This is a genomic window from Winogradskya humida (assembly GCF_016862215.1).
Taxonomy (GTDB): domain Bacteria; phylum Actinomycetota; class Actinomycetes; order Mycobacteriales; family Micromonosporaceae; genus Actinoplanes; species Actinoplanes humidus.
Genome location: NZ_BOMN01000092.1, coordinates 101,723 through 118,234, shown reverse-complemented (window position 1 = coordinate 118,234; position 16,512 = coordinate 101,723). Strand labels below are relative to the sequence as shown.

At 69.0% G+C, this 16,512-nt stretch carries 21 protein-coding genes; 14 read left to right on the top strand and 7 right to left on the bottom strand.

The window, feature by feature from the left end:
* Nucleotides 1–55: 55 nt before the first annotated feature.
* From Ahu01nite_RS32975 to Ahu01nite_RS32965, 3 genes are all read right to left on the bottom strand, one after another.
* Nucleotides 56–256, bottom strand: a complete 201-nt coding sequence (locus tag Ahu01nite_RS32975) for a hypothetical protein (RefSeq protein WP_203840608.1) — start codon at nucleotides 254–256, stop codon at nucleotides 56–58.
* 97 nt (nucleotides 257–353) lie between these two features.
* Nucleotides 354–1,217 (bottom strand): TIGR03620 family F420-dependent LLM class oxidoreductase, encoded by an 864-nt coding sequence (locus Ahu01nite_RS32970; RefSeq protein ID WP_203840607.1) that lies wholly within the window; start codon nucleotides 1,215–1,217, stop codon nucleotides 354–356.
* A 36-nt stretch (nucleotides 1,218–1,253) separates the two neighbouring features.
* On the bottom strand, nucleotides 1,254–1,925 hold the full coding sequence (locus Ahu01nite_RS32965) for an NAD(P)-dependent oxidoreductase (protein ID WP_203840606.1): 672 nt from the start codon (nucleotides 1,923–1,925) through the stop codon (nucleotides 1,254–1,256).
* Between the two features lie 19 nt (nucleotides 1,926–1,944).
* Here Ahu01nite_RS32965 and Ahu01nite_RS32960 point away from each other — a divergent pair, with 19 nt between their 5' ends.
* The 5 genes from Ahu01nite_RS32960 (at nucleotide 1,945) to Ahu01nite_RS32940 (ending at nucleotide 5,792) form a co-directional block, all read left to right on the top strand.
* A complete protein-coding gene (locus Ahu01nite_RS32960; protein ID WP_203840605.1) occupies nucleotides 1,945–2,361 on the top strand; it encodes a hypothetical protein in 417 nt (138 codons plus the stop codon).
* Nucleotides 2,362–2,444: 83 nt separating this feature from the next.
* The gene (locus Ahu01nite_RS32955) at nucleotides 2,445–3,245 is read left to right on the top strand and encodes an ABC transporter ATP-binding protein (protein ID WP_203840634.1); all 801 of its coding nucleotides are present in this window, start codon (nucleotides 2,445–2,447) and stop codon (nucleotides 3,243–3,245) included.
* Complete coding sequence (locus tag Ahu01nite_RS32950) at nucleotides 3,242–4,567, top strand: hypothetical protein (protein WP_203840604.1); 1,326 nt, start codon at nucleotides 3,242–3,244, stop codon at nucleotides 4,565–4,567. The genes Ahu01nite_RS32955 and Ahu01nite_RS32950 overlap by 4 nt, the downstream gene beginning before the upstream one ends.
* The gene (locus Ahu01nite_RS32945; RefSeq protein WP_203840603.1) at nucleotides 4,564–5,169 is read left to right on the top strand and encodes a hypothetical protein; all 606 of its coding nucleotides are present in this window, start codon (nucleotides 4,564–4,566) and stop codon (nucleotides 5,167–5,169) included. The genes Ahu01nite_RS32950 and Ahu01nite_RS32945 overlap by 4 nt, the downstream gene beginning before the upstream one ends.
* A gap of 155 nt (nucleotides 5,170–5,324) precedes the next feature.
* On the top strand, nucleotides 5,325–5,792 hold the full coding sequence (locus Ahu01nite_RS32940; RefSeq protein ID WP_203840602.1) for a hypothetical protein: 468 nt from the start codon (nucleotides 5,325–5,327) through the stop codon (nucleotides 5,790–5,792).
* Nucleotides 5,793–5,932: 140 nt separating this feature from the next.
* On the opposite strand, the gene Ahu01nite_RS32935 is transcribed toward Ahu01nite_RS32940, so the two are convergent.
* Nucleotides 5,933–7,846 (bottom strand): galactose oxidase-like domain-containing protein, encoded by a 1,914-nt coding sequence (locus Ahu01nite_RS32935; RefSeq protein WP_203840601.1) that lies wholly within the window; start codon nucleotides 7,844–7,846, stop codon nucleotides 5,933–5,935.
* 543 nt (nucleotides 7,847–8,389) lie between these two features.
* Here Ahu01nite_RS32935 and Ahu01nite_RS32930 point away from each other — a divergent pair.
* Nucleotides 8,390–8,821, top strand: coding sequence for a hypothetical protein (locus tag Ahu01nite_RS32930; protein ID WP_203840600.1), 432 nt, complete (start codon nucleotides 8,390–8,392; stop codon nucleotides 8,819–8,821).
* Nucleotides 8,822–8,868: 47 nt separating this feature from the next.
* On the opposite strand, the gene Ahu01nite_RS50740 is transcribed toward Ahu01nite_RS32930, so the two are convergent.
* Both Ahu01nite_RS50740 and Ahu01nite_RS32920 read right to left on the bottom strand, forming a co-directional pair.
* A complete protein-coding gene (locus Ahu01nite_RS50740) occupies nucleotides 8,869–9,123 on the bottom strand; it encodes a hypothetical protein (RefSeq protein ID WP_239159322.1) in 255 nt (84 codons plus the stop codon).
* Nucleotides 9,124–9,413: 290 nt separating this feature from the next.
* The gene (locus tag Ahu01nite_RS32920) at nucleotides 9,414–9,707 is read right to left on the bottom strand and encodes a hypothetical protein (protein ID WP_203840598.1); all 294 of its coding nucleotides are present in this window, start codon (nucleotides 9,705–9,707) and stop codon (nucleotides 9,414–9,416) included.
* 342 nt (nucleotides 9,708–10,049) lie between these two features.
* On the opposite strand from Ahu01nite_RS32920, the gene Ahu01nite_RS32915 reads away from it, so the two are divergent.
* The 5 genes from Ahu01nite_RS32915 to Ahu01nite_RS32900 all read left to right on the top strand — a co-directional run bounded on the left by Ahu01nite_RS32915 (nucleotide 10,050) and on the right by Ahu01nite_RS32900 (nucleotide 13,014).
* Nucleotides 10,050–10,592, top strand: coding sequence for a fasciclin domain-containing protein (locus Ahu01nite_RS32915; protein ID WP_203840597.1), 543 nt, complete (start codon nucleotides 10,050–10,052; stop codon nucleotides 10,590–10,592).
* Between the two features lie 79 nt (nucleotides 10,593–10,671).
* Nucleotides 10,672–11,784, top strand: a complete 1,113-nt coding sequence (locus tag Ahu01nite_RS32910; RefSeq protein WP_203840596.1) for an NADH:flavin oxidoreductase — start codon at nucleotides 10,672–10,674, stop codon at nucleotides 11,782–11,784.
* Nucleotides 11,785–11,872: 88 nt separating this feature from the next.
* Nucleotides 11,873–12,376, top strand: a complete 504-nt coding sequence (gene msrA / locus Ahu01nite_RS32905; protein WP_203840595.1) for a peptide-methionine (S)-S-oxide reductase MsrA — start codon at nucleotides 11,873–11,875, stop codon at nucleotides 12,374–12,376.
* The gene (locus Ahu01nite_RS51480) at nucleotides 12,376–12,510 is read left to right on the top strand and encodes a hypothetical protein (RefSeq protein ID WP_275411798.1); all 135 of its coding nucleotides are present in this window, start codon (nucleotides 12,376–12,378) and stop codon (nucleotides 12,508–12,510) included. Before msrA ends, Ahu01nite_RS51480 begins: the two co-directional genes overlap by 1 nt.
* Before the next feature lie 6 nt (nucleotides 12,511–12,516).
* Complete coding sequence (locus Ahu01nite_RS32900; protein WP_203840594.1) at nucleotides 12,517–13,014, top strand: hypothetical protein; 498 nt, start codon at nucleotides 12,517–12,519, stop codon at nucleotides 13,012–13,014.
* Here Ahu01nite_RS32900 and Ahu01nite_RS32895 read toward each other — a convergent pair.
* Nucleotides 12,965–13,909: an AraC family transcriptional regulator gene (locus Ahu01nite_RS32895; RefSeq protein ID WP_203840593.1), complete on the bottom strand. Its 945-nt coding sequence runs from the start codon at nucleotides 13,907–13,909 to the stop codon at nucleotides 12,965–12,967. The two genes, Ahu01nite_RS32900 and Ahu01nite_RS32895, sit on opposite strands and share 50 nt — an antisense overlap.
* Nucleotides 13,910–13,979: 70 nt before the next feature.
* On the opposite strand from Ahu01nite_RS32895, the gene Ahu01nite_RS32890 reads away from it, so the two are divergent.
* The 3 genes from Ahu01nite_RS32890 to Ahu01nite_RS32880 all read left to right on the top strand — a co-directional run bounded on the left by Ahu01nite_RS32890 (nucleotide 13,980) and on the right by Ahu01nite_RS32880 (nucleotide 16,462).
* On the top strand, nucleotides 13,980–14,783 hold the full coding sequence (locus Ahu01nite_RS32890; protein WP_203840592.1) for an NmrA family NAD(P)-binding protein: 804 nt from the start codon (nucleotides 13,980–13,982) through the stop codon (nucleotides 14,781–14,783).
* 144 nt (nucleotides 14,784–14,927) lie between these two features.
* Nucleotides 14,928–15,149, top strand: coding sequence for a hypothetical protein (locus Ahu01nite_RS32885; protein WP_203840591.1), 222 nt, complete (start codon nucleotides 14,928–14,930; stop codon nucleotides 15,147–15,149).
* 326 nt (nucleotides 15,150–15,475) lie between these two features.
* Nucleotides 15,476–16,462, top strand: coding sequence for a pectate lyase family protein (locus tag Ahu01nite_RS32880; protein WP_203840590.1), 987 nt, complete (start codon nucleotides 15,476–15,478; stop codon nucleotides 16,460–16,462).
* The last annotated feature ends 50 nt before the right edge of the window (nucleotides 16,463–16,512 follow it).

Below are 16,512 nucleotides of genomic sequence, written 5' to 3'. Positions count from 1 at the left end.
GCCCGCTCAACCGCTCACGTGTCAGGCGCCGTCTCCGGGGTATCTCGCGGCCATGTCAGAGCGATGGGTACGAGCCGGCTGGGCAGTTGTTCTCCTGACGCTCCCCGAGCATCTTCTGCGCACCGGCGGCGGCGGGCCCGTTCCGGTGGCCGCCGTCGCCGTCGTCCGTGCGCTGGGGGTGCGCCACCTGCTGCAGGCCGCGGTGAGCGCCGGGCCCACCACCGCGAGGCTCGGCGCGCTCGCCGACACCGTCCACGCCGGTAGCTGCGTCGGCTTCGCGCTCGGCTCACCTCGGTGGCGCCGTGCAGCTCTGGCCGACGCGCTCATCGAAGCGGGCTTCGCCGCCGCGGGACTCAGATCAGGATGGTCGCGAGGGCGCGGAACGCGTCAGCGGGGAACGTCTTCGCGTCGCCACCGTTGAGGACCTGGATCGCCACCTCGTCCGCACCGGCCTGGTAATGCTTCTCGATCCCGGCCGCGACCTGCTCGGGTGTGCCCCACGGGATGACCGCGTCGACGAGCCGGTCACTGCCCCCATCGGCGAAGTCCTCGTCGGTCCAGCCGAAGCGGCGCAGGTTGTTGGTGTAGTTCGGCAGGGACAGATATCCGGTTGTGTACTGCCGGGCGGTCGCGCGTGCGGCGGCGGGATCCGCCTCGACGACCACGGCGACCTCGGGCGCGAGCAGCCGGTCGGGTCCGAGCGCCGTCCGGGCCTCGGCGGTGTGCTCGGGGGTGGTGAAATACGGGTGCGCGCCGGCCGCCCGGTCGCGGGAGAGCGTCAGCATCTTCGGGCCCAGAGCCGCGAGGATCCGTCGCTCGGGCGCGAGCGCGGCGGCGTCGAGGCCGTCGAGATATTCGACCATCTTGGAGTACGGCTTGCGGTAGTCGTTGTCGCCCTGATCGACGATCACGGCATGACTGGCGCCGAGCCCGAGCAGGAAGCGCCCGGGATGCGCGCGCTCCGCGTCCCCGGTGAACGCCGCCACCTCGGCCGGTGACGAGTGCCAGATGGACACGATCCCGGGTGCGACCCCGATCGTCCTGGTGCCGTCCAGGATGTCGCGGAACCGCGCCGGGACGTTCTCCCCGAACCCGGCCGAGAACCAGATCCGCGAGTATCCGAGCTGCTCCAGCTCGCTCGCGGCCTCGACGGCCGCCTGCGTGCTCTCACTGCCGAGAAAGAACGGTTGCCAGACGCTGACGAGTCGTTGTGCCATACCTCGAACCCTACGACTCGTTTCAGCAGACGACTTTCAGTACGCGACCGAAATCGTGTGATGAACGGAACCTGCGTCATCGATCAGGCTGAGCATGTGGCGCGCCACGTCCGCGCGCGAGATGAACATGCCGCCCCGGACGTTGACGTCGAGCGCGGTGCGATAGGCCGGGCGCAGGGCGTGATCGAGCAGCCGGGGCGGCCGTGACACGGTCCAGTCCAGGCCGCTGTCGCGCAGCACGTCCTCCATGATCGCCAGGTCGAGGTAGTGGGGGCGGAAGAGCTTCTTCGCCACGGGGGCGAAGAGGTGCCGGGTGACGGGTCCGTCGCCGGGGTTGAACCGGGGTGGGTCCGGGCGCCCGGGTGAGGGCACGGTGCCGACCGAGGCGGCGCTGACCGCTATGACCCGCCGGACGCCGGTGCTCCGCATCGCCTGCACGATGGCGTGGGTGCCGCGGGAGGCGACGCCGGCCTCCGCGCCGGACCGGGCACCCAATGCTGACAGTACGGCTCCGGCTCCGGCCACCGCCTCGTCGAGCTCGCCCGGGGCGGCCCGGGCGAGGTCGCAGCGCACGACGCGGACGGGGACTTCACCGAGCCGCGTGGGATCGCGAACGACCGCCGTCACGTCGTGTCCCGCGTCGAGGGCCTGTTTCAGCAGCTGACGGCCGATGCCACCGGTTGCTGCGACCACGACCACCTTGAGCATGGTCAATACGGTAGAGCGCGTGGACAACCAGGCGAACGTACTGATCAGGCACCGGTGGACCTTCATCGCGGCCGGCGCCTACAACATCGGCTGGGGGCTCTACGCGGTCGCTGATCCGCAGTGGCTGTTCCGGGTGGCCGGCATGCCCCCGTCGAACACCCCCCAGATCTTCGCCACCCTCGGCATGGTGCTCGGGCTCTACGGCGTCCTCTACCTGGAGGTCGCCCGCCGGCCCGCACACGGGTGGCTACCGGCCGCGGTCGGCCTGACCGGGAAGATCCTGGGGCCGCTCGGTCTCGCCTATCTGATCCTGCGTGACATCTGGCCCCCGGCCACGCTGATCCTGATCATCACCAACGACCTCATCTGGTGGATCCCGTTCGCCCTGTACCTGCGGGCGGCGTGGCCGTCCTATCGCGCAACCTTCAATACGTGACTCAGGTCACACGGATGAGAGAACCGTGAGCGACGGGCCGTCGTCTTGCTGGGTGTGTTCTGCTCAATCCTGGAGGACTGATGATGCGTACGGTGAGCGCGGCCGAGACTGCCCCCACCCTTCACCCGTGGGCGGTGCACGCCGAGGAGTTACGGGTACGAGCCGGCCGGCACCTCGCCGTCGACGGGCTCGACCTCGCGCTCGGCACCGGCGTGCACGGCCTGCTCGGTCCGAACGGCGCCGGCAAGACGACGCTGATGCGGGCGCTCGCCACGGTCATCCGGCCGGCCGGTGGGCGGCTCACGCTGCTCGGCGAGCAGGTCGACGGTCGCGCCGACCTGCGTACGGTCCGGCGCGGGCTGGGCTATCTGCCGCAGCAGTTCGGCTTCTACCCGCGGTTCACGGTGCGGGAGTTCGTCGAATACATGGCCTGGCTCAAGGAGATGCCCAAGGCCGAGATCCCCGGGGCGGTGCAACGCGCCATCGACCGGGTCGGTCTCACGGCCAAGGCCGGCGCGCGGATGAAGACGCTGTCCGGTGGCATGCTGCGCCGCGCGGGCATCGCCCAGGCGATCGTCAACGACCCCGCGGTGCTGCTGCTCGACGAGCCCACCGTGGGTCTCGACCCCGAGCAACGCCTCGAGTTCCGTGAGCTGCTGCGCGACCTCGGCGTCGACAGCTGCGTGCTCGTCTCCACCCACCTCGTCGAGGACGTGGCGGTCGCGTGCACCGACGTCGTCCTGATCAACGCGGGCCGCCTCGTCTACCAGGGCACTCCGGACGACCTCGCCACGCAGGGTGGCCCCGACGATCCCGGGGACAGCCCCGCCGAGCGGGGATACTCCGCGCTGCTGCGCCGCTACCGGGCGGAGCAGGGCCGATGAACCGCATCCTGGGCATCGAACTGCGCCGTTCCGCGGCGATCGGCACCGCCCTGACCGTGGCGGTGATCGGCTCGGTGCTGCTCTTCTTCGCCGAGGGGATCTATTTCTCCGACGGGTGGCTGCAGCTGGCCATGACCCAGCGGCTCTATCTGGCCCTGCTGTGGCCCCTGGCGCTGGCCGCCGGTGCCTGGCAGGCGCGCCGGGAGGGCAGGGCGAACGTCGGGGAGCTGTTCGCCAGCACGCCGCGACCGAGGGTGCAGCGGACGGCACCCACACTCGGCGTGATGACGGTCGCGGTGGTCGTCGGCTACCTGCTGATGGGTCTGGCGGGCGGGCTCTGGATCATCGGCACCGCCCGGTATCTGCCGGTGGCGGTGTTCGCCGTGACGGCCGTCGGCCTGCTGTCGCTGATCGCGGCGGTGTGGCTCGGCATGGCCGCCGGCCGCCTGATGCCGTGGCTGGTGACCGCGCCCCTGATGGGCGTGGCGGGTCTCGCCCTGCTGCTGTCCCTGCCCGGCGCCACCCGTCCCCGGGGCTGGCTGGCCCTGGTGTTCTCGCCGATCTACGAGATGAACATGCCGGACGCCTTCCAGGACGTGCCCGGCCGGGCCAGCGCCTCTCAGGCCATCTGGCTCGCCGCGCTCGCCGCCACCGCGGTCATGCTGCTGGTGTCGAGCTCCTGGCGGCTGCGGGTCGCGGCGCTGCTGCCCGTGATCCTGGGCGCGACGCTGGCGATCGGGGTCATGCCGCACGGGAAGAGGGTTGTCATCGGCGCGACCGATCCGGCGTCGAAGGAGCTGGTGTGTGCTCAGGGCGAGCCGGGCGTGTGCGTCGGCCGGGTCCACTCCGGGCTGCTGTCCGAGGTGACCTCACCGGCTCGCGAAGGCCTGGCGGTCCTGGCGAAGCTGCCCGGCGCGCCGACCCAGGTGCACGAGGACACCACCACTTTCCTCCCCGACGCCTATCCCACCTGGCACGACGACGTCGTGCTGCTGCGCGTCGAGACCGGCCCCGACGGGCACCTGCTCAACAGCAAGGCCGTACAGGTGGAAGTGGTGTCCGGGGCGTTCTCCAGCCCACCGCAGTGCGAGAAGCCCGCCAGTTACGCCGACACCATGGCGGCCGCGTTCTGGCTGATGGGACAGGAGCCGAAAGCGGACCTGCTCGTCGCCGCCCCGGAGGAGATCGACGAGGTGGCGACGGTATGGCAGGGCCTGCAGGCACTGCCCGCGGCTGAGGCCCAGTCCCAGCTGCAGGCCTTGCGCAAGGCGGCACTGACCTGCTCGGGTGGCGACCGGCTGCTCACCGGGAGCCCCAAGTGAGATGGGTCGCGCTCTACCTGCGGTCCCGGCGTGCCCCTTCGGCGCTGGTCCTGGCCGCCGGCGGCACGGCGCTGATGTGGACGCTGTGGTCGGTGTTCTCCAACGCCCGCACCGTGGACGTGCAGATGGTCGTCCTGACGATCCTGCTGCTGGTCGCCGTCCTGACCGTCACCCTCAGCGGCCCCGACGACGCGTTCGAGACCACGGCCGCGCTGCCCTGGCTGCCACGCCGGGCCGTGCACCTGCTGGCGGCGTTCGTGGTCGTCGTCGTGCCGCTGGCCGTCACCCTGGCGACCGGGGCCCGCTTCGGCCCCGGCTGGCTGGTGGTGCGTGACGCCGCCGGGCTGCTCGGCCTGACCGCGCTCGGAGCCGTGACGATCGGAACCGCCCGGTCCTGGTTCCTGCCGCTGGCCTGGACCCTGGGCGCGGTCCTGTTCCCCCGCTCGGAGCCGCTCCTCGGGCGGATCCTGACCTGGCAGGCACAACCCCCGTCGGACAGGGCCGCCGCGGTGACGGCGGTGGTGCTCACCCTCGCGGGGCTGGTCACGTACGCGGTCATCGGCCCGGCCCTGCGATCTCCCGCAGAAGCAGCGCAGCAATGAGTTCTTAACGTCGTCGATCGGTGCGTCATGCAGCCATCTACTCATTCGACTGATACGGGCGTCGAACTCGCATCCGTCGGGCAGTGGAGCAAGTTATCTGGTGCAGGGCGCCTTGTCCCGAATATTAAGTATGAAATTGCTGGAAGGCATACGAAGTGAACACCAAGAAGATCCTCGGTAGTGCTGCCATGTTCGCTGCTGCCGCAGGTGCCTCCCTGACGCTGGCCGCGCCTGCGATCGCGGCGCCGCTGTTCTCGGCGAGCAACGTCATCGTCAAGGTCTCCGGTGGCGAGGCCATCGCACTGAACGAGTGCATCCAGGACGCCCGCGACGGCGTCATCCAGCTCCAGCAGCAGTCCTGTGACCAGGTGTCGACCGCGGCCAACCTGCTCAGCCTGGAGAACGTCTCGGTGTTCGTCCAGAAGAACAGCTTTCCGTCCGCGCTGCTGTTCAGCAAGACCAAGGCGAACGTCGACATCACCGGCGGCACCGTCAGTGCGTACAACTCCTGCATCCAGGACGCGTCGGACGGCTTCATCCAGTCCCAGCAGCAGGCATGCTCCCAGGTTGCCAACGCCGGCAACATCGTCACGCTGACCGGCGTCGGCGTCACCGTATTCTGACGCCTGGAATAACTGAACCCCGCAGCGCCGGTCCGCCGGCACCGCGGGACATTCCCTGATCGTGGCCGGTCTTCCTCGGAAGACCGGCCACTTTCCGTTCACTGGTTTCCGTTCACTGGTTTCCGTTCATCGGGCTCGCCTCACCACTGCCATTTTTGCAGCGCGTTGCCGTTGCAGGTCGTGAGGAGGATCGCCGCTTTGCTGGCGGTCGAGGCGGCGGCCAGGCACAGCGTGGGCTTGCTGGCCGGGCGGATGGTGGCGTCCGTGCCGAACTGCCACGTCTGCGCGCCGAGCTTGTTGCAGGCATACGTCCAGATCTTCTGCCCGGTGACGAAGGTGCTGTAGGGGACGTCCAGGCAGTTACCGAGGACCCGCACCGTTCTGTCATCGGGCAACCTGGTCAGCGCCTGCGCCTTGGTGTTGTTGCAGGCGTACGCCTGCAGATAGGTGCGGATCGCCGTGGCGGAGTTCGGCAGGTCGACGCACTGGCCGGTGCTGTTCTTGACCGGGCTCATCACCGGGCTCGGGCCCTTGGCGACCTGGACGATCTTCGCGACGGACGGGACACCGGCGGTGTCGACGAGGAAGAGCAGGTAATAGCCCGGGGGTGACACGCCACCGTTCGGCGGGCCGGTGACCGTGAGCGTGGTGCCGGAAGCCGTGAACGTCAACGGGACGTACCGCTGGCCCTGGTCCACGCCGTGGGTGACGTCGCTCAGTCCGACCAGGGCGACCTTGGCGATCCCCGCCGCGTGCGGGGAGGAGACGGCGAACGTGGCGCCGATGCCGACGGTGGCCGGTGCGGTGGTGATGACCGGCCGGGCGGCGAGCCGGCCGCTGCCGTCCTTCTCGTACAGATAGGGCGGCGTGAAGTATTCGACGTTCTTCTCGAGATACCCGACATCCATGCAGACCCCGCAGATGCCGCCGCCCCCGGTCATGATCCGGCCGTCCGGCAGCAACGACGCCGTCGAATGGTATTGCCGGATGCGGCTCGCACTCGCCAGCACCGTCCACTGACCCGTCGCGGGATCCCAGCGCTCCGCCGTCGTCGCGGCATGGTCCAGGTCGACGAGGTCCGACTTCGCCACGCTGGTCATGCCGCCGGTCGCCACCACCGAACCGTCGGCCAGCAGGGTCGCGTTGAGCTGGCGCCGCCCGACCGACATCGAGCCGGTAGCGGTGACGGCAGGGGCCAGCCCGGCATTGCTGTTCAGGACGACGGCGGACGGGGCGGGCGCGTTGCCACCCCCGACAACCAGGGACTTACCGATGTCGTACGTGGAGAAGCTCCCGTAGGTCCGGTCCACAGAATCACGCGTGGTGGTCGCCGTGATCACACCGTTTCCGGCCGTGTTGATGGTGTACGCGGTGTCGTACGGCCCGAACAGCCCCAGCTGGGTGTCCGGGCGCGAACCCAGGAACGGATAGATCCGTGCGCTGAACTTCGTGAAGCCCGGCAGTGCGCGAACGGCACCGTTCGCCTGGTAGACCTCGGCGGTCGCGGGCCCGCCGCCGATGATGACCTCCTCGCCGTTCGCCGTCTCCGCGACCGACGGATACCAGCGCGGCGCTGCCATGTCCTTACCGCGGCTCCACGTCTCCTTCTGCCAATCGAAGACGTGAGTCTGCACCGTGCCGTCGAGTTGCGCGCTGGCATTGCCGCCGGCCACGAGGATGTTGCCGTTCGTGAGGTGGGCGAACCCCGCGCAGAAGATGTTGGACCCTTGTAGATCGACCCGTTTCTGCGTGTTAGTGGCGGGATTCCAGACCGCGGCACGCGTGAAACTGTGATCCGGGTACGACTCGGCCGCATTGTCACCGACGGAATCCCAGATCAATATCCTGCCGTTCGGCAGCACCGCCTGGAAAACGGGGACGACCGGCGTATTGACGACCGCGCCCCATGATCCCGCCTGCCCCGGGTCGGCGGCCACGGCTGCCTTGGATGCTGTGCCGGGGCGCTTTCCGGTCTTCTGCTGGATCCGCGCAGCGTTGCCCGCCGACTGCTCCTCGATGATCCGCATCGGCGTCCCCGCCAGGTCCTGCAGCATATGCTCGTGCGCGTCATCCTCGGCGTGAGCATGTGCGGTGTGATCATGGACAGCGTGATCATGGGCGGCGGCGGGCACGTCGCGCTCCGCTTGCAGGGAAAATCCTAGTGGTATCGATGCGTACAGTAGACCGGCGGCGATAGTTCTTCGGAATGTGGGCATGGAGTATCCCTTCGCCCGGCGGCGGCGAATCACAGCGTTGTAGATCCAACTGTTCGGCGCGCCTACTGTCCGATATGGCAGTGCGGTGAACGTATCCCGAAACAAAGCCGTAATCAACGCCGGGGCGATCGACCACTGTGGTGGAAATGGCCTGCTGAATCGCCGGCCGATATCGGCCGAACGGTCAGGCGGGCGCCCGCAAACGGGGGCAAACGCCATTCAATGTGGAGCCTGCTGCGCCATGATCTGCCGTTTGCCGTGCGATGTCGGATCAACGACCCGTTCCACCCGTTTCCGCCGGCATCCGGCGTCCCGCGTCCCGCACCCCGCGCCCGAAGATCATCGGCACTGATCACTGCGGACCTTTGGTAGAAAGTAGCGATGGCACAGAAGATCGAGGAGAAGACCGTTCCGGCAATCGTCGACTACAACCTGGTCGGCATCTCCGACGAAGGGTATGACGGACCGGACAAGCCGGTCTCCCCGCACGAGGTGGACAGTTGGTTCAGCACCTGTGCCGGAAACGTCTACCTGGATAGCGAGGAGACGATCGTCCAGGCGGAAATACACTTCGAGACCTGGGACGGGACGGCTGACTTCGCCGCCGGCGCCTGGCAGCGCAGCGACGTCATCGTGATGGACTGGCCGTCGGGGGCGCTCGCGCTCGACCAGATCACCGCGGGTGCCACCCCGGACGCCTACCGACTGCCGTCGGCGGGACCGTGGCACATGCGGCTCGCGTGGCGCGACGAACCGGCACCCGGGCCGGAGGAACTGCCCTGGGCGTCGATCCTCGTCCAGTTCTGGCGGTAGGAGAGCCGGGGCATGGCCCGGGACCGAGTGCGGGCCCGGGCCGTACCTCAGGGTTCGATCGGGCCCGGGTCGTCCGGGTCCGGGTCCTCGGGGTTGGGGTCAGGGATCGGCACCGGGCCGGTGTCGGTGGTGGTGACGAAGAACTTCTCGGTGTCGAGGATGCGGTCGACCTCGTACCAGCGGCCGATCCGGCGGCCGGCCTCCTGGTTCTGGTTGCGGTTCACCCAGCGTACGGAGTAGTCGAGCTGGTACTGGGGCCCTTCGAACTCCCAGCGTGCCGAACCCTCGTAGGTGGAGGCCATCGCGTACTCGTCGCAGTCGAACGGGCCGCCCGTCTCCGGTCGCGGCGGGGTTGGTCCGGGCGTCCTCGATGTGCCGAGCCGCGCCTTCGACGGCCGGGTCGGTCTCGTTGATGGACAGCCCCGGCACCGCCCGGTCGAAGACCGAACCGAGCTTGTCGGCGGCGGCGACGTTGAGGTACCACGCGGTGTCGAACCGCATGCCATCCTCGGGGCTCTCGGTGTCGAGGAACTCGATGAACCAGGGCAGGTCGAAGTCGTACTCGACGTGGAAGACGCCGGTGCCGAGCTGCTCACCGGAGCTCGCCGACGGCGAGGACGCCTGCGAAGCTGACCGGGTCGGCCAGGACGGCCGCGCGGCCGGTGAGCTTCGACGGCCCGTCCGCGGTGGCGGGTGCGACGCCCAGCGCGTCGAGGTTCTGGTGCTTCGCGAATTCCGTGATGACCCGCTGCGGGTTCTTCACCAGGGCGGGGTCGGAGATGACATAAGGGATGATCTTGTAGGTCTTCTTCTCGGGAGCAGCCTGCGCCCCCGTGGTGGCGGTCAGTGCGAGCACGAGCCCGGACACGGCCGCCCACACGAGCATTGACGCTCGTCGGTGCATGATTGCTTTCCTCCCCATTCACAAAAGCATTCTCCGCGGCGTACGCAGAATGCCGCGCGGGGGCCACATGCGCGTACGCCATCGCGGCGCCTCCCCGGGGCGCCGTGTGCTGCCATCCTGTCCGGCGGCGCTCGTCTCGCGCGCCGCCCCCGTGTCGCCGGGCCTGGTCAACTATGGTGATAAAGGCTCCGGCGAGCCGAGTATGCCAAATAGAAAAGATCAATTTTGCCCCGTACGGAGGAATAAAAAGAATCAATTTACATAGACGCACATAAAATTATCGGTTCTTACAGGCAGGTTCTGTCGATAGGCGATGATGGAACAATGAAACGTGTCCCGATCGCAGTGGTTCTGACCGTCGCCCTGTCCGGATGCGGCTACGTGCAGAGCCAGGTCATCACCGGCCAGCCGCTACCCTCCGGCACGGCGCCCGCCGACGCGTGCGCCCCGCAGAACCTGGCCGCGATGGCGGGAAAGCCGGCGACCGCCGCGATCGCGGCCAACCCCGGGTTGTCCGGGATGCTGGCCGGGCTGGACCGGGCAGGCCTGCGAACCCTCGACGACGCGCCCGCGCTGACCCTCTTCGCGACCTCGGACCGCTTCCTCGCGTACTTCCCGTTCCGGAACATCCCCGCGCTGTGGGACAACCCGAAGGAGCTGGCGCAGATCCTGAAGCAGGCCGCCGTCGGGGAACGCCTGGATCCGGCCCGGCTTCCCGGCACGCACACCACGATGGGCGGCACCCGGGTCATCGGCGGCGGCGAGCCCGGCAGCCTGCGCGTCAACGACACGAAGGTGGTCTGCCAGCAGCTCGGCACGGCCAACGCGGCGGTCTACATCGTCGATCAGCTGGTGACCCAGCGGTGAGTGCGGTCACACAAGCTTGAATCTCACGTGCACGTCAGATCCTACGGTGGCGGCAGACCACTGAAAGGGATCGATTGCTGTGACAACCCGTGCTGCCCGTCTGCTGTCCCGTCCGCTCACCCTGGGCGGGATCACCGTCCCGAACCGGATCGCCATGGCGCCGATGACGCGCTTCCACTCGCCGGACGGGGTGCCGAGCGAGGCCACCGCCGCGTACTTCGCCCGCCGCGCCGCAGGGGGAGCGGGCCTGGTCATCACCGAGGGCACGTACATCGACCATCCCTCGGCCGGCCAGTTCGACCAGGTGTCACGCCTCTACGGTGACGCCGCGCCGGCGAGCTGGTCGCGGGTCGTCGAGGCCGTGCACGCCGAGAACGGCCTGATCTTCGCGCAGCTCATGCACGTCGGCATGTTCCGGCACACCGGTGGCGCCACACCCCCGCACCCCGAGGCAGGTGCGATCGGTCCCTCCGGCCTTCCGATGGGTACGCCCGGAGCAGGCCACGTGATGACTCAGGCAGACATCGACGACGTCGTCCGCGCGTTCGGGGACGCCGCGGCGACCGCCGAGCGGCTCGGTTTCGACGGTGTCGAGGTGCACGCCGCCCACGGCTACCTCATCGACCAGTTCCTGTGGTCCGAAACCAATCACCGCACCGACGCGTACGGCGGCGACCTCAGCTCCCGCTCCCGTTTCGCCGCGGAGGTCGTCGCCGCGATCCGTGCCGCGGTGGCACCGGGATTCCCGATCGTGGTACGGCTGTCGCAGTGGAAGGAGCACGACTTCACCGCCCGGATCGCCGACGGCCCCGAGGAGTTCGGCATCATCCTCGGCAAGCTCGTCGACGCGGGTGCCGACGCGTTCCACGCCTCCACCCGCCGCTACTGGGAGCCGGCGTTCGACGACTCCGACCTCAACCTGGCCGGCTGGGCCAGAAAGCTCTCCGGCAAACCGGCGATCACCGTCGGATCCGTCGGCCTCGACAACGACTTCCGCAGCAACCTGGCCGGCGGCCACACCGGCGCGACCGGCATCGACGGGCTGCTCGACCGGCTGGAGGCCGACGAGTTCGACATGGTCGCCGTCGGCCGGCTCTTCCTCTCCGACCCCGCCTGGGCGAGAAAGATCCTCGATGGCCGGGAGGATGAGGTCACGGCGTTCACCCGGGAGGCGCTGAACGCGTTGTACTGACATCCGCGGGCGGTGACCGAGGTGACAGTAGGCGGGCGGCGGTGCGTGGGTAATGCTGGGAGGCACACGACGAAGTGAGGTGGGCGGTATGGCTACGGAAAAGGCGATTCTGGCCGGCGGTTGTTTCTGGGGGATGCAGGACCTGATCCGGCGGCGTCCCGGTGTGGTGTCGACCCGCGTCGGCTACACCGGCGGTGAGGTGGCGAACGCTACGTACCGCAACCACCGGGGTCACGCGGAGGCCATCGAGATCAGCTTCGATCCGGCGCTCACGTCGTACCGTGATCTCCTGGAATTCTTCTTCCAGATCCACGACCCGACGACCCTGAACCGTCAGGGCAACGACATCGGCGACAGCTACCGCTCGGCGATCTTCTACGAGACCGACGACCAGAAGCAGGTCGCCGAGGACACGATCGCCGACGTCGAGGCCTCGGGCCTGTGGCCGGGCAAGGTCGTCACCGAGGTGACCGCGGCCGGCCCGTTCTGGGAGGCCGAGCCGGAGCACCAGGACTACCTGGAGCGCATCCCCGACGGCTACACCTGCCACTTCCCCCGCCCCGACTGGAAGCTTCCGCGTCGCTCCCGGTAATGCCGGACCTGACCGAGCTCTGGAACGCAGCGGTTGACCTCGGCGTGGACGGCGACGTCCCGCCGGGGACTCCCGTGGGCACGACCAAACTCTCGTACGCCCTGGGGCCGGAGGATTTCGGCCTTCAGGGATGATCGGGCATGGACGATTTGTGGATGCGGGAGATGACGGCCCGGATCGCTGAGCCCGTCGCAGCCCTCGGTGCCCGGGAGCGGATCGAGCTGATGGCGGACGCCCTGGAATTCGCGGCCTACCGGTCCGCCACCGGGTTGTACCGCTGGTTCACGCCGGAGGTCGACCGGCTCCTGCGTACGGCGTTGCGGACGGCCCGGGCAGGTGCCGTTCCCGGTTCCGTGGGGTTCGAGGAGTTCTGCGACGCCATCGGCCCGCTGATCGACGTGGTGTCGCCCGCGAATTCGGCCCTGCTGATGACCGCCATGGACCTGGTGTCCGCCACGGTCGAAGGCGCCCGGCCCGGTGATGTGACCAACCTGCTGTCCAACTGCTACGACGTCACGATGCAGGCGCAGGGCTTCGGCCGGAGGATCACCCTCGCCGACCAGTTGGGGAGTGAGCCGTGCCTCGAGATCATCCGGCAGCAGCAGCGACTGCTCGCCGGCGCCACACCGAGGGACTGACGCCGTAGGCGCGTTTGAAGGCGACGCTGAACGCGAAGGCGTCGAGATAGCCGACCTTACGCGCGACCGAGGCGACCGTGCGGTCGGTGTCGTGCAGCAGGTCAGCGGCGAGGGTCATGCGCCAGGCGGTGAGGTACGTCAGCGGCGGCTCGCCGACGTGGGCGGTGAACCTGGCCGCGAAGGTGGCGCGGGACATCCCCGTCCTGGTGGCGAGTTCACCGACGGTCCAGCGGTGGGCGGGTTCGGTGTGCAGCAGGGTCAGCGCGCCGCCGATGGCGGGATCGGTCAGAGCCCTCCACCAGGCCGGTGGGGTCGCGTGCGGGCCGGCGCACCATGATCGCAACGCCATCACGAGCACGAGGTCGAGCAGCCGGCCGAGGACGGCGTCCTGGCCCGGCTCGTCGCGGGCGGCCTCCGCGGTCAGAAGGTTCAGCGCTGCCCCGACCCGGGGTCCGGCGGGAACCACGGCCAGTGGGGGCAGCAGGTCGAGCAGGCGCGCGCCGGCACCGCTGCGAAGCTCGTACACGCCGCGGACCATCGTCGTCGCGCCCGGCAGGCCGTCGCCGTAGGTGCGTGGAGCGAGGCCCGGCACCGGCGAGGAGGTCGCGGCGACGTACTTCTTCCCCTGGCCGATCACCATCTGTGGTGGTGTGCGGGGGCTGTCGGCAATCGTGTAACGACCGGTTATGAGGGCGATGTCGCCGTCCGTGAGCAGGACCGGTGCGCCCCGGGTGTCGTCGGGCCGTATCGAGGCGGGGCCGCCGAGGGCCGCCACGAGGGTGAGCGGGGTCGCGTCGGTGTATGAGATCGACCACGGAGGGCTCTGGATCAACTGCCTGACCAGGGCGTTGCTGGCTCGGGCCCGGTGCAGCAGATCGCTGAGGACGTCCGTCACGGACGATCACCCATGACTTCGCGACGTTCTCCCATGGACCATCCGGTGCCTGAGTAGTTGCGTGGAGGGCATGGAAAGCATCCTCATTATCGGCGGGACCGGCAAGACCGGGCGCCGCATCGCCGCACGGCTGCGTGCCGCCGGCCGTCCGGTGCGTACGGTGTCCCGCCGGACCGGTTTCGACCTGGGCGATCCGGCGACCTGGTCGTTCGACGGTGTCGCCGCCGCGTATCTGATCGAGCCCGACCTGCAGGCGGCGGCGATGAATCCGGACGGACGGGTTCCCGCTTTCGTGGCAGCGGCGGTCGCGGCCGGGGTGGGCCGGTTCGTGCTGCTCTCCGCGGGTGGCGCCGATGCTGAGCACCATCCGCTCAGACCGGCGGAACAGGCGGTTCGTGGCTCCGGCGCGGGATGGACGGTGTTGCGGCCGACCTGGTTCGCGCAGAACTTCAGCGAGGGGCCGTGGCGGGCCGGCGTACTCAGCGGAAGTTTGAGCCTGCCTACCGGGAACGGCCGGGTGCCGTTCGTCGACGCCGAGGACATCGCCGCGGTCGCCGTCGCGGCGCTGACCGAGGATCACCACGACGGCCGGACGTACGTGCTCACCGGCGGGCGGGCGATCAGCTTCGGCGAGGCCACCGGCATCATCGGGCGGGCCGCCGGGCGTACGGTCCGTCATGTCGATATCGACCCTGGGGCGTATACCGAGCGGCAGGTCGCCGACGGGGTTCCCCTCCCGATCGCGCAGATGTTCACCGGGATCCTCACCGCCATCCGCGACGGCCGGGATGCGGTCTGCGCCGACGGGGTCGAACGAGCGCTCGGACGGGCACCGCGGCCGTTCGAGGAGTACGTCGCCGCGGCGGATTTTTGATCTTGAGGCGCGCTTGAGTTCCCGGGACCGTGGCTATGGATCTGCTCAAGGCTCGGGTGGTGCGCTCAGGTGCCGCCGCGGCGGGACGATCCGGTGAGCCACGGTGCAGCCGCACCCGTTCTGCTACCGGGAAGGTTGCCTCGCATGATGCAGAACTCGCACACACCCCACGACCTGTCCACGCACTACGACGTCGACCCCGGCCGCGTGACGGCGTCGGCCTCCGCGCAGCAGCACCTGCTGGCGCAGCAGGGAGCCGCGGCGCAGCGGGCCGCGTACGTCCAGGAGTCGGCGGCCCTGCAGGCCGTCGCGGTGCAGCGGCTGATCGCGGCACAGCATGCCGCGGGCGGCGCCGGGCGGTCCTGACGGCCGTCCAGGCGGCGTCCCAGGCGGCGACGCGGTCGATCGTCGATGACGGGATCACGAGGGCGGGTATCGGCCGGGGGCCGGTGCCCGCCCTCGGCCGTGCAGTGGAAACAAACGTTTCGATTGACACATGTCGATATGAGGCTTAGCGTTCGGGTAAGCGCTTACCTGAGAGACATTCCCCCTGCCGCGGGTCATCCCCGGCCGGGAGGCTCCTCGGTCCTCACCGCGCCGCACCGGCTCGCCGCTACCACCGACAGCGGATTTGGCCGGTCCCCCTCTGCACCCGCTGCTGTCGCAGCAATCCGCTCCCAATGGAGGAATCCATGTCAGCACTGCCGAAGCCGACCTTGGGCGGTACCCGCCGCCGTACGGTCATCGCCGCCCTCTCGGCCACCGTCCTGGCCGTCGGCGCTGCCCAGGTCATCGGCCCTGCCAACGCGTACGCCGCGGAGTCCAGCCCGGTCGGGTTCGCCAGCCTCAACGGCGGCACCACCGGCGGCTCCACGAGCACCGTGGTCACCGTGACCTCGGCCTCCGCGCTGAAGACGGCGCTCAGCTCCAGCACGTCGCAGACCGTCAAGGTCTCCGGCCTGATCACGATCTCCGGCATGTACAGCGTCGCGTCGAACAAGACGGTCCTCGGCGTCGGCTCCAGCTCGGGCATCACCGGCGGCGGGCTCAACCTGTCCGGCGTCAAGAACGTGATCATCCGCAACCTGGTGTTCAAGAACGCCGCCGACGACTCCATCAACGTCCAGTCCAGCACCACCAACGTCTGGATCGACCACAACGACCTGTCCAACGGCTACGACGGGCTGATCGACATCAAGCGCGGCTCGGACTACATCACGGTCTCGTGGAACCACCTGCACGACCACGACAAGTCCATGCTCCTGGGCCACAGCGACGACAACGCCGCCGAGGACACCGGCCACCTGCGGGTCACCTACGTGCACAACTGGTTCGACGGCACCAACCAGCGCCACCCGCGCGTACGTTTCGCCAACCCCGTGCACGTCCTGAACAACTACTACAGCAACGTCGGCTCGTACGGCGTCGCGTCCACCGAGAACGCCGGCGTCTACGTCGAGCGCAACTACTTCGAGAACGTCGCCAACCCGACGGTCACCCAGACCGGTGACTCCGACGCGGGCAACATCAAGGTCCTCAACAACTACAAGGTCAACTCGGGCACGGAGCAGGTCCGCAACGGCGCCAGCGTCGCCGCGATCCCGTACTCCTACACCCCCGAGGCCAACACCTCGGTCAAGGCCACCGTCACCGCGGGCGCCGGCACCGGCAAGATCTGATCCCCGCCGCGCTGCCCGGTCCCTCAGGGCCGGGCAGCGCACCGCGAAGG